Source organism: uncultured Sphingomonas sp., assembly GCF_913774285.1.
Classification (GTDB): domain Bacteria; phylum Pseudomonadota; class Alphaproteobacteria; order Sphingomonadales; family Sphingomonadaceae; genus Sphingomonas.
This window is the reverse complement of the sequence record NZ_CAJYHX010000002.1, coordinates 44,501-59,082: the sequence shown is the minus strand read 5'-3', so window position 1 is coordinate 59,082 and position 14,582 is coordinate 44,501. Positions and strand designations below refer to the sequence as shown.

Below are 14,582 nucleotides of genomic sequence, written 5' to 3'. Positions count from 1 at the left end.
CCGCCCCGGTACATGCCGGGGCGGGGCGCGACGGTCAGGATCCCGCCTCGATGCGGAAAATGTCGCCGCCCGCATCGACCAGGAACAGCTGGGCGTCGACCGAATAATAGAGCACCACCGGGTGCGTCAGCGTGCCGATGGTGGGCGCGAAATCGGCGTCGCGACGTTCGAACACGTCGCTGACCAGCGTCTTCCCTGCGGCGATCGCGCTCGTCTTGACCGTGAAGATCGCGCCGCTTTCGTCGGCGAACAGGAACTGGTCGCGCAGCGACGCCACCGCGCCCGGCCCCAGCGCCCCGCCGATGATCGCGTGGCCCGTGCGCAGCCCGCCGGTGCGGTAATATTCGAGCACGGGATCGGTCAGCCCGGCCGGCGGCGTGCCTGCAACGCTGCGCGAGCCTTCCTTGTACGGCCAGCCGAAATTGGCGCCGCTGGTGTTCAGCGGGAGCAGGTCGATTTCCTCGGCGAGGTCCTGCCCGCGATCGGCGAAGACGGTGCCCGCGAAATAGCCCATGCCGCCGCGCGGCCGATGCAGCCCCTTGGCCACGGTGGAGACCAGATAGGGGGCAGGCGCCGCTCCCGCATAGGGATCGGGGTTGGTGACGATGCGCAGCAGCTTGCCCAGCATCGAGGAATCGTTCTGCGCGCTGCCGCTGGGATCGCCGATGCCGCCGCCGTCGCCGATCGCGGCATAGAGCGCTTCGGACGCGTAGATGAGCGCACCGCCCCCGGCATAGTTCGGCGCGTTGATCGCAAGCACCGGCCGCGCCGCGTCCTCATAATAGGTGCCGCTGCTGTTCCGCGCGAAATGAGTGACGACGAGAAAGCCGGTCTGCGTGGTGTACATCACGAAGAAGCTGCCGTCGATGAAGGCCCCCGGCCCGTAGGACATCGCGACGACGCCCACCGGGCCGACATTGCCCAGCTGCAGCAGCAGCGTCTTCACGCCGGTGACCATGTTGAGGCTGTAGATCGCCCCGGCCTTCTCCGCGACCAGCATCGTCGCCGGGTCCTTCGAGGCGATCGCCACCGGGTCGGTGAAGCCCGTGCCCAGCCGGTGCAGGTACACGCCTTCCTTGGAATTGGTGACCGTCACCGCCACGGCGAGGGTGGTGGAGGCCTTGCCGTCGCTGGCGCCGATCTGCACCTCGTAGACGTTGTTCCGGTCCGCATCCGCCGGCAGATCGTAATTGGGCGGATCGACGAAGGCGAGCTGCCCCGTCGCGGAGAGGGTGAAGCGCGCGGCATCGGCACCGCCGACGATCGCATAGGTCAGCGCATCGCCGTTCGGATCGCTGGCCACCGCCTGATAGACAGGGCCGGTGACGTTCTCGGCGACGCTGGCGCTGGCCGCAGAGCTGAACGCCGGCGGCTGGTTCGCCGGTTGGGCCGGCATCGAGGATCCGCCGCCGCTGCAGCCCGCCAATGCTAGTGCGAAGGCGGAGGACGCACTGCCCCCCGCGCGAAGCAATGCGCGCCTGCCGATTATCATTCATGCCCCCCAGGTTGATCTGTACGGCCCAGCTATTCACCGGGGGCCGCACGCGTCAATCGGCGCGGCGGGATGCGCCGCGGCGGCTGTCCTCCTCCGGCACAGACGGGGCGGCCGCAGGGCTCAGCCGCGCGGCGGCGCCGGGGTGACCGCGAGGCGGATGTGGAACAGGTTCTCCGAAATCTCCTCCATCTGCACCGGGCCGGTGGCGGCATAGCCCGTCGCCGCCGCTTCGCGCGCCAGCCCGCCGAGCAGCAGCTCCTGCCGGGTGGCGAGGAACGCCTCGTCGGTGGGCGGCGGGATCGTCGCGGTGACGGCGCATCCGCGCGCGTCGCAACGGAAGGCCACGTCGCGCAGCAGCGAATAGGCGCGGCGGACCCGCGCCTCGACCTGCGCGGGTGCAGCACCCGTCGCGACCGGTGCCGCTGCCGCCGCCGGTGAGACCGGGGCCGGCCGTACGGCGATCATGACAACGCCCTGCGCCGTCGGTGGCGGCGACGACCCCGCACTGCCGAACAGCGCAGAGCCCGCGAGCAGCGCCCCCAGCGCGGCGCCTGCGACCAGCAGCGGCAATTTCTTCATGTCCTGCACTCCCATGTCGGAATTCCCCGCGCCGTCCGAAGCCGACGCGGGGACCGTGGCGATCAGCAGATCGTCGAACCGGCCGGGCAGCCGGGCGAGTCCGCCCCGGCATCGACGTCGGGGTTGAAGCCCGGCGTGATGCCGGTGTTGAGCGCCGCCTTCAGCGACCCGGCAAAGCGCGCATCGCCGATCTCGAAATTGCCGCTGCCGAAGTCGTAGTTCGCCACCGCGTTGCGCACCGCGAGCGAAGGATAGCCGTTCCAGCCGACCAGCGGCTGCACCACCCAGCTGCCGGTGCCGTTCTCGGGCGGCTCGTCCCCGCCATCGGTCTTCGAGAAGCGGAACAGGTGCGAGAAGCCCAGCGTCTCGTAGTGATAGACCATCTTCACATGCTGGTTGCCGGTCGCATCGCTCTGGAAGCGGAGCTGGCCGTCCCTGGTGGCGCGCGTCTCCCATTTGCCATGCGCGCCGCGGGTGACGCCAACGACATTGCTATTGGCGCCGGCATCGGTGGTCCAGACGATGATCGTCTCCCAATCGTACGCGTGCGAGAAGTCCGCCTGCCAGAAATAGGCATAGACCCGCGCGCAATAGCCGTTGTTGCAGCGGGTGCGCACATAGGCATTGCTGGTGCGCAGATAATCGGGGTTACGGCAGGAGGCAGGCGGCTTGGTCGCGTAGGTCGAGGCCTTGGCGCTGATCGCGCCCGAGGCGTTCACCGCGGGCACGTTGAAGCAGACGTCGGTGTCGAAATCGAGCGCGGGCTGGAAGCGCTTGTCGAGCGCGGTGGCCCGTTCGGGCAGCGGCGCGACGGGGGCCGGCCAGCCCTGCGCGTGCGCCGCCTGGAACGGCAGCAGCACGAGTGCGGTCAGCGCCGCCCTGGGCAGAAGAGGACGGGTGGTGGCGGTTGTACGTCCCTTTGTCATACGATCTCCATGCAGGTCCCAGAGCGGCTGCGCGTTACATGCGTCCAGTGGCCGCGAGGGACCGCCCGCGACCTGGAGATTCTTCAAATCGGGCGAGAGGATCGCGGCGCGGGCCACGCTCCGTGTCGACGTTCAGCTAGGAAGACGCAGGGGGCGGCAGAGCCGGACAAATTTTTGTTGGTGACCTGCCCCCGCCGGTGCAGGCGGCAGTCGGATCGGGCGGAACGCTTGATCGCGCAGCGTCCCGAGATTCACCAAAGTTAGCGACAACTGCATCGATTCGCCGCACTTTTGGTAAACAGCGAATCGACGATGTGCATACAGGCGCAATCCCCAAGCTCGCCATCCGGGTCCAACTGATCGAACGCGGCACGAGCGTGCCCGACCAACCTGCATTTCCCCAGGGGGAACCATGGCAAGAAAGCTCTTGGCACTGCTGCTGCTGGTGTTCGCGACGCCGGCCTTCGCAACCACTTATGTCGGAACCGTCCCCGGCTTCGACTATGTCTCCGTACCCATCCCGTTCGGGCCGGGGAAATATCAGCTGAGTTTCGCGTTCAGCGCGCCCGTCGCGTTCGATGTGACGATCCACACCGAACTTCATTACAACTATTTCGATATTGCGACGGGAGAGTATCTCGGCGGCAACGACGGCTATTACGACGATACCCGCGAATATTACACACCGACAAGGTCCGGTTCCGTGCAGTGGACGGTAAACCAACCCTATACGCACGTCTTCGGCGACATCGTCGAATACGGCTATTACAATGGGGTCGGTGCCGATTTCAACTTTTACGGAGACCCGGATACGACGGTGACATATTATCTGGGGATCACCGCGGTGCCGGAGCCCGGGCAATGGGCGCTGCTGATCACCGGCTTCGGCCTTGCCGGTACCGCGTTGCGGCGTCGCAGCCGCATCCGGCCCGGCGCGATGGCGACCGCCTGAGCGCGCGCCGCGCCGGGCGGCCCGAGGCTGCCCGGCGCGCGCGTCGCCGCGTCAGGCCCGTGCGGGCGCGAGCTTCCAGTAGGTGGCGTAGCGCTCATGCGCGATGCGGTGATAGGGGATCAGCCGCACCGGCGCGCCGTCGGCTGCGGCGAGGGTGAACTCCAGCGGCTTGGCACCCGGCCGGATCGCCGCCGCCAGCGTGGCCGGATCGCCCGCGAGCACCGGCACCTGCACCGGCCCGTCATTGTACCGGCCATATTCCCGCTCGTTGACGACGATGTCCGCGCCCGGGGCGAGCCCCTGGCGGCCCAGCGCGCCCGCCAGCACCAGCGGACCATAGGTGAACGCAACCACGTCGGGCGCGGCGGGGGCGCGCTCGAAGCCGGGCTCCATCACCAGCTGGAGTTCCACCGTGTCGCCGTCACGCCAGCTCCGCGCAACTTCGACCCGGCTGCCGGGCGCCACCGAGCGCGCCGCGACCTGGCCGTTCACCCGCACAATGGCGGTGCGGCTCCAGCGCGGGTGGCGCAGGTTGAGCGTGAGATCGGTCGGCCGGGCCAGCTTCCAGCGCAGCGTGGTGCGCGGCTCCTCGGGGAAGCGGGTCTCCTGCACCAGCTCGGCGCCCTTCTCCCGCCAGCGCACCGTCGAGGGCAGGAACAGGTTCACATAGAGCACGCGGTCGTCGTGGAAGTAGATCGAATCCCGGTACTTCACATGGTTTTCCATGCCGGTGCCGGTGCAGCACCAGAAGCTGTGCTCGGGGGTGTGGTACAGCTTCATGTAGCCCGGCCGCGCGCCCTGGAAATAGGTCGCCATGCCGCTGTCCGGGTCCTGCGAGGCGAGGATGCCGTTGAACAGCGTCCGCTCGTAATAGTCGGCATATTCGGGGCGCGGTTCGTGGAGGAACAGGCTGCGGGTGAGCTTGAGCATGTTGTGCTGGCAGCAGGTCTCCGATCCCTTGGCCGAGAAGACGTGGCTCTCGAAGTCCGCCATTGCGAAGAAATGCTCGTTGTCGCCGTGCCCGCCGGTGGCGAAGGAGCGGGTTTCCGCCACCGTCTTCCAGAAGAAGGCCGCGGCGTCGCGATAGCTGGCGTCGCCGGTCGTCTCGTAGACGCGGTGGAAGCCGACCACCTTCGGCACCTGGGTATTGGCGTGGAGCCCGTCGAGATGGTCCTGCGCCTTGGCGAGCGGGGTCAGCAGCGCCTTGTGCGAGAAGCGCTCGGACAGCGTGCGATAGTCGGCCTTGCCGGTCATCGCGTAGAGATCGGCATAGACCTCGTTCATCCCGCCATGCTCGGTTTCGAGCATCGCCTCGAACTGCGCGTCAGTCAGCGGCCGGCACGCCACCACGCCCCAATCGGCCAGCCGCAGCAGCGTCGTGCGGGCGGGGGCGCTGTCGGCGAGCAGCGCGCCGTCGCGCAGGCCCGCATAGACCTTGTGCAGCGTATACCAGGGCACGCCGCTGATCTTCTCGCCGCGCAGATGCGCCGCGACCACTGCCGCGCCATCGGGGAAGGCGGTGACGAGGCCGCTCTTCGCCGCGTCCTGGCAGCCGCCGAGTTCGGTCGCGATATAGTCGATGCGCTTCTTGTATTCGGGCTTGGCGGTCGAGCGGAAGGCGAGCGCGCAGGCCGAGAGATAATGGCCGAGCGTATGCCCCTGGCAATGGATGTCGGCCCAGAGCGGATCGGATTCCCAGCCGCCATAGGCGGGGGCCTTGGGGCTAAGGCCGGCATTGACCCGGAACTGGTGGAGCAGCCGATCGGGCTCGAGCCGGAGCAGATAGGCCTCGGTCGCGCGCTGGGCGTGAAGGAAGGGCCCCTCGCCCAGCGTTACGTCCGCCATGTCGAACGGCTGGAGCTTCGCCGTCGCGGCGAGCGCCGGGGCGGTCTCCGCTGTGGCCGGAAGCGGCACGCCCAGTCCGCCGATCGCGACCGCGCCGCTGCCCGTGCCGGCGAGAAATCCTCGCCGCGACGTTTCGATCGTCATTCCCGATACCCTCTCCGCTCGGTCGATTTACTCCGGGTTATCAGAGCCGTTCCTCGCCGCCAACCCCGCACGGCTTTCGCTGCACCGCGCAAAAAAAGCGGCTTCCCAAACGCGCCCGCCTGCCCCAACCAAGCGCGCATGGTCGAAAAGATTCTGGGCATCCTTGCCACCTTCACCATCTGGGTCATCTCGAGCGGCGGCTATCTCGGCATCGCCGTGCTGATGGCGATCGAATCCGCGTGCATCCCGCTGCCGTCGGAGATCATCATGCCGTTCGCCGGCTATCTGGTCTCGACCGGCCGGTTCGATCTCTACCTGGCGGCCACTGCTGGCGCGATCGGCTGCAACCTCGGCTCGATCGTCGCCTATGAGGTCGGCAAGCGCGGCGGCCGGCCGCTGGCGCTGCGCTGGGGCAAATATGTGCTGATCGGCCCGGGCGAGATCGACGCGGCGGACCGCTTCTTCGCGCGCTATGGCAGCATCGCGGTGCTGATCGGCCGGCTGCTGCCGGTGATCCGCTCGTTCATCGCCTTCCCGGCCGGCGTCGCGCGGATGAAGCTGGTGCCGTTCCACGTCTATACCTTTATCGGCAGCTGGCCCTGGTGCTTCGGCCTTGCCTGGGTGGGCATGACGCTGGGCGAAAAGTGGGACAGCGATCCGCGGATGAAGGCCGCCTTCCACAGCGCCGACGCGCTGATCGGCGTCGTACTGGTCGGGCTGGTCGCGTTCTACATCTGGCACCGCGTGCGGGGCATGAAGCAGCGGTAAATATCACGATCCTCCCCTGTAAGGGGAGGTGGCGCGCGCAGCGCGACGGAGGGGTGTCAACGCTGATAGCGCGTACGCCCCATCAACCGGGACACCCCTCCACCACCGCCTTCGGCGGCAGTCCCCCTCCCCTTCCAGGGGAGGATCGGGAAGGGCCAACCCCCGCTTGCACAACTAGCGCCGATCCTCTAGATACAGCCCCCTAGCCAAAAGCGTGGGTGGATTGCACCGGTTCCTGGGAAGGACCGGGCAGCGGACCCATGCCCGAAGCGCCATTTTTCACACGAGGATAGCCCCAGTGGCGAAGACCAGCCCCGTCGAATTCGTGAAGCAGGTCCAGACCGAGACCCGCAAGATCGCCTGGCCGACCCGCCGCGAGACGATCATGACCGGCGTGATGGTGATGATCATGACGACGCTGCTCGGCAGCTTCTTCCTCGGCATCGACTCGCTGTTCGACCTGATCGTCAACGCCCTCCTCCGCCTCGCGCAGTAAGAGAAAGACCAACACCCATGTCGCGCTGGTACATCATTCACGCCTATTCCGGTTTCGAGGGCAAGGTCCGCGACCAGATCCTGGCCGACGCCACCCGCCTGGGCCTCGATCGCCTCGTCGAGTCCGTCGAAGTGCCGACCGAGACGGTCACCGAAGTGCGCCGCGGCAAGAAGATCCAGTCCGAGCGGAAGTTCTTCCCCGGCTACGTGCTCGCCAAGCTCGAGATGAACGACGACGTCTATCACCTGGTGAAGAACACGCCCAAGGTGACCGGCTTCCTCGGCAGCTCGGGCAAGCCCCAGCCGATCAGCGAGGCCGAAGCCGCCCGCATCCTCAACACCAAGGAAGAAGCGGCCACCGCGGCGCCCAAGGCCAAGCTGAAGGTCGATTTCGACATTGGCGACACGGTCAAGGTGATCAGCGGCAACTTCGCCACCTTCTCGGGCGTGGTCGAGGAGCTCGACTACGACAAGAACCGGGTGAAGGTCTCGATCTCGATCTTCGGCCGCGCGACCCCGCTGGAGCTGGGCTTCGAGGACGTCGAACGGGTCAAGTGATCCGCCGGGCCGATCGGCCCGTGCACTGCCAACACGAAGAGGCCGGGGTGCGAACCCCGGCTTTTTTGTTGCGCACGGCGATGCCTGCGCCACCAAGCCTCCGTAAAAACCCCTAAGCCTTCAAAGCTGCATCCCGGCGCGGATCTGCACGTTCAGCGTTCGTATACCAAATTGCCGCGCGCGGGTTCATGAGCATCGACCATCCCTCCATCGACCTTCCTCAACTCCGTCACATCATCTCCGGGCTGCGCGAAGGCGTGATCCTGGTCGATACCGACCAGAAGATCCGCTGGGCCAATGATGCGGCCCTTCGGATGCATGGGGTGGAGACCGTCCCCGAGCTGGGCGCCGACGTCGACGCCTATCGCCAGCGATTCCAGCTGCGCTATCGCAACAACCACCGGCTCGACCGCGGCGACTATCCGCTCGATCGGGTGCTGGCGGGCGAGAGCTTCGACGAGGTGGTGGTGGAGGTCGTCCCCGCCGGCGACGAGGACGCGCGCTGGATCCACGAGGTGCGCAGCCTGGTGATCGGCGATGCCGAGGGCCGGCCCGACCTGCTCGTTCTCGTTCTCCAGGACGTGTCGCAGCGCTTCGAGGCCGAGCAGCGCTTCGAGCGCACCTTCAACGTCAACCCGGCCCCCGCGGTGATCCTGCGCCTGTCCGACCAGCGCTATGTGAAGGTCAACCAGGGGTTCCTGGACCTGACCGGCTATGCCCGCGACGAGGTGCTGGGCCGCTCGCTCTACGACATCGATGTGCTCAAGGACGCAGCCGACCTCGACACCGCCAAGGAGCGCATCCGCGAGGGACGGACCGTGCCGCAGATGCAGGCGGACCTGGAGCTGCCCGATGGCGGGCGCAAGCTGGTGATCGTCGCGGGCCAGCCGGTCGAGCTGGACGAGGAGGCCTGCATGCTCTTCTCCTTCGCCGACCTGGAGCCGCGCCGCCAGGCCGAGAACGAGCTGCGCCACAGCGAGGAGCGCTTCGTCACCACCTTCCGCCTCGCGCCGGTTGCGATGGCGATCACCACGCGCGACGACCTTGCGCTGTGCGACACCAACGATGCCTTCCACCAGCTGAGCGGCTGGTCGAGCGACGAGGCGATGGGGCAACGCATGGCGGCGCTGCGCCTGTTCGAGGACAGCGGCTTCCTCAAAAAGGCCTGCGCCGAGCTGGACGAGCGTCGCGACTTCCGCAGCGTCGATGCGCGCGTCCGCACCAAGGAGGGTGCGATCACCGATTGCCTGATCTCCGCCGCCGCCATTCCCCTGCGCCGCGACACCTGCATCCTGTGGGTAGTGCAGGACATCCATGCCCGCCGCCACAACGAGCTCGAGCTGATCGGCGCGATCGAGGCAGTGATGCAGGATACCAACTGGTTCAGCCGCTCGGTGGTCGAGAAGCTCGCCAATCTGCGCAACCCGCACGGGTCGGCACGGCCGGTCGAGACCAGCGAGCTCACCCGCCGCGAGAAGGAAGTGCTCAGCCTGCTGTGCGAGGGCGGCGACGATGCCACCATCGCCCGCGAGATGGGCGTCTCGCGCAACACGCTGCGCAACCACGTCGCGCGGGTCTACGCCAAGATCGGCGTCAACCGCCGCGCCCAGGCGATCCTGTGGGCGCGCGAGCGCGGCTATCCCCTCCAGCGCCCGATAAAATGACGTGATCTGGTCCGGAAGCACCACATGAATTGGTACTTCCGCATCTCTTTTTACCCCGCTTGCCCTGCCATTTCTTCGTCATGGACGCGGGGCCTTCCCCGCGCCTCGATCAGGAGGACCAACCAAGTGAACGAGACTCGTATCAAGGGCGAAGCCCATGCGCTGAAGGGCTCGATCAAGGAGGCGATCGGCAAGATCACCGGCGATCGCCGCGTGGAAGCCGAAGGCGCTGCCGAAAAGCTGGCGGGCAAGGCCGAGGCCGGCGCCGGCAAGGCTGCGGACACGGTGAAGAAGACGGTGGCGGGCAAGTGACCACCGCCTTCCCCCCAAGTGCAGGAGATGCCGCGATGGCAACCGCAATCTACGATACCCGCCTGGCCGTTCGCCCGGTCCCCCGTGTCAGCTGGTCCGCGATCCTCGCGGGCGCGGTGATCGCGCTGGCCGTCGAGCTGATGCTCGCGCTGCTGGGCGCGGCGATCGGCTTCTCGACGATCGATCCCGCTCAGAATAGCGGCCCGAGCGCCGGCGGGCTCGGCATCGGCGCGCTCGCCTGGTGGACGATCAGCAGCATGATCGCGCTCGGCGCGGGCTCCTACGGCGCCGCCCGCGTCGCCAAGCTGCGCCGCAAGTTCGACGGTGCCGCGCACGGTCTCGCCATCTGGGCGCTGACGCTGCTGCTCACCTTCTACCTGCTCACCTCGGCGATCGGCGGGCTGGTCGGCAGCGCCTTCCGCACCGTCGGGACTGTGGCCTCGACCACCGTCGCGGGTGCCGGCGCAGTGACCCCCACGCTCGCCAAGGCGGCGGGTGTCGATGAGTCGGCCGTGGACGCACAAGTCTCCGCGCTGCTCGACAGCACGCCGGACAATCCCAAGGACATGACGCCCGAACAAGCGCGCAAGGCAGTGATCGCCGAGCTGCCGGCCATGGCGAAGGGCGGCGCCGAGGGTCAGGCCGCCGAGCAGCGGATCGCCCAGATCATCGCGGTGCAGGACAGCGTGAGCGAGCAGGAAGCCATGGCCCGCGTGGAGAAGGCGCGCCGCCAGTTCGTCGCGACCAAGAACGATGCCCTCCAGACCGCGAAGAATGCGGGCAGCGCGGGCGCCAGCGTCGCCGCCGGCAGTGCCTTCGCCCTGTTCCTGGTAATGCTGCTGGGCGCGGGTGCCGCGATCGGGGGCGGCGTCGTCGCCGCCCGCCGCACCACCGAAACCGAAATCTGAAGTCCAGTCGTCAAGGAGAAGAAGCATGGATACCCATCGTATCGCAGGTGCCGTGAAGGAAGTCGTCGGCGGCGCCGAGGAAGGCCTCGGCAAGATCGCGGGCGATCGCGAGACCGAGGCACGCGGCGCTGCCCGCAAGGTCGAGGGCGGCCTTGAGCGCCGCTTCGGCGAGACGCTCGACCAGGTCCGCAGCGCGGTGCGCGATCACCCGCTGCTCGCTTTGGCCGCGGCCGGCTCGGTGGCGCTGCTCGCCGGCGCCGCGCTGATCGGTCGCCGCGACTGAACCACCCGCAATCAGAACAAGGAATTTCGCATGATCCGCAAGACCCTTCCCCTCGTCGCCGCCCTCAGCCTGCTGACGCTCGGCGCCTGCAACACGGTTAACGGCGTCGGCAAGGACGTCCGCTCGGCCGGCACCGCTGTCTCGGACGCGTCGGGGCAGAACCACAAGAAGTAAGCGATCCGGCATCGCGGGCACCTCGCCCGCGATGCCGCCCCTCCCGGAGTTGCCCCGTGAACGAACCCGACCCCGACTATCTGCTGAAGCGCCTCGCCCAATCTCGTCGTGCCGCAGCACGGGCGGCGGAGAGCAGCGCCCGCAGCGCCCATCTCGCCATGGCGGACCATTATGCCGCGCAGCTTCGCGCCGCCGGTCACGCCGTTCCGGCCGATCCGGCGATGGCGGCGGAAAGCTGATCCCGGCCTAGCGCTCCCTACCGACGGCAAGGGCAGACAAGAAAAAAGCCGGGGCGCGAACCCCGGCTTTCTCATGCGTACGGCGTTGCCCGGATCAGAGCACCGTCGGCTCGCGATAGGCGCTGCGCTCACGCTCGATCTCGTCGCGGGTATAGGCCGGCGCCTTGTCGTCGAACGCCGTCCAGCCCGACTGGCGATAGGCCGCACCGCGCGTCGCTGCCGTCACGCCGCGACGGTTGAGCACCGCCTCGGCTTCCGGCGCCAGCGAGTCCTCCACGCGCGCGCTCACCAGCGTGCCGCCGCGGCGGACGCCTTCGGAATAGACGTTGGCGTCCTCCTCGCTCTCGCCGGCGTTCTTGAGCGCACCGACGATGCTGCCGGTGGCCGCACCACCGACGCCGCCGATCGCCGCGCCCGCCGCGGTCGAGGCGAGCCAGCCGGCCGCCACGATCGGGCCGAGGCCGGGAATCGCCAGCAGGCCGAGGCCCGCGAGCAGGCCGCCCACGCCGCCCAGCGCCGCGCCGGTCGAGGCGCCGCGGCTGACGTCGCCATGCGCGTTGACGTCGCTCACGTCATGGTCGCCGTGCGTGTTGTTGGCGACGATGCTGAGGTCGCCGTGCGGCACGCCCAGCCGCTCCAGCTCGTTCACCGCGGCCTTGGCATCCGAATAATCGTCGAACAGACGGGTAATGGTCCGGCTCATCGCATTTCTCCTGCAGAATTCATGGGGTTAGCGCGCGGTGATGTTGCCCTTGTAGTCGAGCGTCACAGTCACCTTCTTGCCGTTCTTGGTCGCCATGCCCTGCCAGGCCCCGTTCTCGGTGCCCTTGAGGCCGGTGATGTCGGTATAGCCCGCCTTGGCGAGCCGGCCCTTGGCCTGGCTTTCGGTGAAGGAGCTGTGGCCCTTGGCCGGCGCGGCGACGTGATGTGCCGTGCCGTCCTTCACCACCGGGTTGTGCGAGCCGGCCTGGCCGCTGCTCTGCGCAGCCGCGCCCGTCGTCGCGAGGCCAAGCGCCGCGACGGCCATGATGATGCGTTTCATGCCCATTCCTCTCCAAAAATGACGCTCCCCGCGCGCCGATCCCTCCCGGCGGCGTGGAGATTTGCTAAACCCCTGAAGGACTTGATTGGTTCATCGGCGCCGAACACGGCCCGCCGCTTGCCAGCGCCGCAGCACCTCGCCACTGTCCCCGCCGACCACCCAGGGGAACCCGATGCAGCACACGACCAAAGCCCAGACCCGAGCGCGCATCGTGCTCGCCGCCGTCATCGCCGCTGCCGCACTGTGGATCGGCATGGCATTCGTGCCGGCGGTGCTGTGGGCGGGCGTGCTGGCGATCGGGGTCGAGCCGGTGCGGGTGTGGCTGAGCGCCCGCCTGCCCCGCCCGACGCTGGTCGCCGCGCTGCTCACGCTGGGCGTGCTGCTGATCGTGCTGATCCCGCTGTCGATCGCGATCAGCCAGGCGCTGGTCGAGGCGCAGTCGGTCGCCGCCTGGATCGCCGATGCCCGCCTCCACGGCGTGCCGCTGCCCGACTGGGTCGCGCGCCTGCCCTGGGGTCGCGAGCAGGTCACCGCCTGGTGGAGCCTCCATCTCGCCACCCCGGAGGCCGCCGCGGCCGAGTTCGGCAAGCTCGATAACTCGTTGTGGCGCAGCCATTCGGGCGCGCTCACCCACACGGTGATCCGCCGCGTGGTGGTGTTCGGCTTCACCCTGGTCGTGCTGTTCTTCCTGCTGCGCGACCGCGACAATATCGTCCGCCAGCTCGAGCGCGGCGCGACCCGCGCGTTCGGCGATGCGGGCGACCGGCTCGGCCGCCAGATCTTCGCGGCGGTGCGCGGCGCGGTGGACGGCATGGTGCTGCTGGGGCTGGCCCAGGGCATCCTGATGTCGATCCTGTTCGTGATCGGCGGGGTGCCGCACCCGATCCTGCTCGGGCTGTTCTCGGGCTTCGCCTCGATCATCCCGTTCGGGCTCGCGGCGGTGCTGGTGCTGGCGCTGCTGCTGCTGCTCGCCAAGGGCGCGGTGATGGCCGCGATCATCGTCGGCGCGATCGGCTATGCGCTCAACTTCGTGATCGACCATTTCCTGCGCCCGAGCCTGATCGGCGGCACGACGCGCCTGCCCTTCGTCTGGGTGCTGATCGGCATTTTGGGCGGCGTGGAAACGATCGGGCTGCTCGGCCTGTTCGTCGGCCCGGCGGTGATGGCGGCGCTGGTGCTGCTGTGGCGGGAGTGGGTGGCCGAGGGCGATATCGGCGGGGCCGAGGCCGGGCATACGGCGGAATTGCGGCCGTGAGTTTCAGGGCTTGGGGAAGCTGCTGGCAACCAGACACGGTCGTGGCGACAGCCAGCGTCTAAAATGATAATCTCCGGATCTTTCCAGAGCGATAGGATCTATTCGATGCACAACCCGCTGGAACGCCAAAGAGAACTGATTGATCAACTGTATCATATCATGAAGGACAGCTGTCCTGATCATGCCTCCTCGGCCAAATGTCAGTTTACATATCGACATGGATCCGACGATGGTAGCTTCAGCGTTGAGGAAACTTTTGGGTACGTGATAAATGGCGCGCCAGTTTCGGCCCTTTTGAGGGAGGATTTAGCGCCCCCTGTGCACCGTATCATTCCCGAGCTACATGCACTGATGAAGGCCCATACCGGAGGCGATTGGGCGGAATGCACGGTTAAAATAAACGAAGATGGAACAGTGGCGGCAAGTTTTGATTATTCTGCGCAAACACAAGCTTAACGCCTTGAGCATTTAATCAGCGAGTGGATCGCATACACCTCACCGCCAAAAGGCGGCCTGCTAAAAGCGGAAAATCTAAATGACACCCGCGCAGCTAGATATGCTCATTCAGGAGGATCTTCAGCAGATAGAAGATCGCGAAGGGGGGGGTCGGAAGGTGGATTCATGGCTTGTGGCCGCAGAATTATGAGATCTCCTTCAATGAGAATCGGGAGGTATTCCTTCACCTTATCCGCGTTCTGCTAGATAGCGGCAAAATCTATTTTCAAGAGCCGGCAGCGGCACCGTACGGAGAGAGGCGGGTGTTGAATACCGACGTCTGGGCGGCGCCACATGACTATATCATAGAACATATAGATCAGCGCCTGCCGAAGGACCTTACCGACCATCACGACACGCGGTTGACGGACTTCTGGTACGACATCCATTGCCCGCGTCTTCTCTGGTACGACCCGGAAGACAATAGCTTGTTCGGAAGCTGATGCGC

The 14,582-nt window shown here is 67.2% G+C and carries 19 protein-coding genes; 13 read left to right on the top strand and 6 right to left on the bottom strand.

The window, feature by feature from the left end; translation table 11 throughout:
* Nucleotides 1-34: 34 nt before the first annotated feature.
* From QZ670_RS00575 to QZ670_RS00565, 3 genes are all read right to left on the bottom strand, one after another.
* Complete coding sequence (locus tag QZ670_RS00575) at nt 35-1,396, bottom strand: cadherin repeat domain-containing protein (protein WP_294250456.1); 1,362 nt, start codon at nt 1,394-1,396, stop codon at nt 35-37.
* A gap of 219 nt (nt 1,397-1,615) precedes the next feature.
* Nucleotides 1,616-2,074, bottom strand: coding sequence for a hypothetical protein (locus QZ670_RS00570; protein WP_294250453.1), 459 nt, complete (start codon nt 2,072-2,074; stop codon nt 1,616-1,618).
* Between the two features lie 62 nt (nt 2,075-2,136).
* Nucleotides 2,137-3,000, bottom strand: a complete 864-nt coding sequence (locus tag QZ670_RS00565) for an NPP1 family protein (protein WP_294250451.1) — start codon at nt 2,998-3,000, stop codon at nt 2,137-2,139.
* Nucleotides 3,001-3,412: 412 nt separating this feature from the next.
* Here QZ670_RS00565 and QZ670_RS00560 point away from each other — a divergent pair, with 412 nt between their 5' ends.
* Nucleotides 3,413-3,952: a PEPxxWA-CTERM sorting domain-containing protein gene (locus QZ670_RS00560; RefSeq protein ID WP_294250447.1), complete on the top strand. Its 540-nt coding sequence runs from the start codon at nt 3,413-3,415 to the stop codon at nt 3,950-3,952.
* Nucleotides 3,953-4,003: 51 nt separating this feature from the next.
* Here QZ670_RS00560 and QZ670_RS00555 read toward each other — a convergent pair whose 3' ends face one another.
* A complete protein-coding gene (locus QZ670_RS00555; protein WP_294250444.1) occupies nt 4,004-5,941 on the bottom strand; it encodes a glycoside hydrolase family 127 protein in 1,938 nt (645 codons plus the stop codon).
* A 138-nt stretch (nt 5,942-6,079) separates the two neighbouring features.
* Here QZ670_RS00555 and QZ670_RS00550 point away from each other — a divergent pair, with 138 nt between their 5' ends.
* The 9 genes from QZ670_RS00550 to QZ670_RS00510 all read left to right on the top strand — a co-directional run bounded on the left by QZ670_RS00550 (nt 6,080) and on the right by QZ670_RS00510 (nt 11,342).
* Nucleotides 6,080-6,709: a DedA family protein gene (locus QZ670_RS00550; protein WP_294250441.1), complete on the top strand. Its 630-nt coding sequence runs from the start codon at nt 6,080-6,082 to the stop codon at nt 6,707-6,709.
* 298 nt (nt 6,710-7,007) lie between these two features.
* Complete coding sequence (gene secE, locus QZ670_RS00545; protein WP_064313909.1) at nt 7,008-7,205, top strand: preprotein translocase subunit SecE; 198 nt, start codon at nt 7,008-7,010, stop codon at nt 7,203-7,205.
* Between the two features lie 17 nt (nt 7,206-7,222).
* The gene (gene nusG / locus QZ670_RS00540) at nt 7,223-7,762 is read left to right on the top strand and encodes a transcription termination/antitermination protein NusG (RefSeq protein WP_121078389.1); all 540 of its coding nucleotides are present in this window, start codon (nt 7,223-7,225) and stop codon (nt 7,760-7,762) included.
* Nucleotides 7,763-7,950: 188 nt separating this feature from the next.
* Entirely contained in the window at nt 7,951-9,426 is a 1,476-nt protein-coding gene (locus QZ670_RS00535) for a PAS domain S-box protein (RefSeq protein ID WP_294250425.1), read from the top strand.
* A gap of 126 nt (nt 9,427-9,552) precedes the next feature.
* Nucleotides 9,553-9,738, top strand: coding sequence for a CsbD family protein (locus QZ670_RS00530; RefSeq protein ID WP_294250423.1), 186 nt, complete (start codon nt 9,553-9,555; stop codon nt 9,736-9,738).
* 35 nt (nt 9,739-9,773) lie between these two features.
* The gene (locus tag QZ670_RS00525; RefSeq protein WP_294250419.1) at nt 9,774-10,646 is read left to right on the top strand and encodes a hypothetical protein; all 873 of its coding nucleotides are present in this window, start codon (nt 9,774-9,776) and stop codon (nt 10,644-10,646) included.
* A gap of 25 nt (nt 10,647-10,671) precedes the next feature.
* Nucleotides 10,672-10,929, top strand: a complete 258-nt coding sequence (locus tag QZ670_RS00520) for a CsbD family protein (RefSeq protein WP_294250413.1) — start codon at nt 10,672-10,674, stop codon at nt 10,927-10,929.
* Between the two features lie 30 nt (nt 10,930-10,959).
* Complete coding sequence (locus QZ670_RS00515) at nt 10,960-11,103, top strand: entericidin A/B family lipoprotein (protein ID WP_294250410.1); 144 nt, start codon at nt 10,960-10,962, stop codon at nt 11,101-11,103.
* 56 nt (nt 11,104-11,159) lie between these two features.
* Complete coding sequence (locus tag QZ670_RS00510; RefSeq protein WP_294250407.1) at nt 11,160-11,342, top strand: hypothetical protein; 183 nt, start codon at nt 11,160-11,162, stop codon at nt 11,340-11,342.
* A 94-nt stretch (nt 11,343-11,436) separates the two neighbouring features.
* Here the strand turns inward: QZ670_RS00510 and QZ670_RS00505 are convergent, their stop codons facing one another.
* Nucleotides 11,437-12,045 carry a general stress protein gene (locus QZ670_RS00505; protein WP_294250405.1) on the bottom strand — a complete coding sequence of 203 codons (609 nt, stop codon included), beginning with the start codon at nt 12,043-12,045 and terminating at the stop codon, nt 11,437-11,439.
* A 27-nt stretch (nt 12,046-12,072) separates the two neighbouring features.
* Nucleotides 12,073-12,384: a hypothetical protein gene (locus tag QZ670_RS00500; RefSeq protein WP_294250402.1), complete on the bottom strand. Its 312-nt coding sequence runs from the start codon at nt 12,382-12,384 to the stop codon at nt 12,073-12,075.
* 172 nt (nt 12,385-12,556) lie between these two features.
* On the opposite strand from QZ670_RS00500, the gene QZ670_RS00495 reads away from it, so the two are divergent.
* From QZ670_RS00495 to QZ670_RS00485, 3 genes are all read left to right on the top strand, one after another.
* Nucleotides 12,557-13,639 (top strand): AI-2E family transporter, encoded by a 1,083-nt coding sequence (locus QZ670_RS00495; protein WP_294250400.1) that lies wholly within the window; start codon nt 12,557-12,559, stop codon nt 13,637-13,639.
* 105 nt (nt 13,640-13,744) lie between these two features.
* Nucleotides 13,745-14,095 carry a hypothetical protein gene (locus QZ670_RS00490; RefSeq protein ID WP_294250397.1) on the top strand — a complete coding sequence of 117 codons (351 nt, stop codon included), beginning with the start codon at nt 13,745-13,747 and terminating at the stop codon, nt 14,093-14,095.
* Nucleotides 14,096-14,397: 302 nt separating this feature from the next.
* A complete protein-coding gene (locus QZ670_RS00485; protein ID WP_294250394.1) occupies nt 14,398-14,577 on the top strand; it encodes a hypothetical protein in 180 nt (59 codons plus the stop codon).
* The last annotated feature ends 5 nt before the right edge of the window (nt 14,578-14,582 follow it).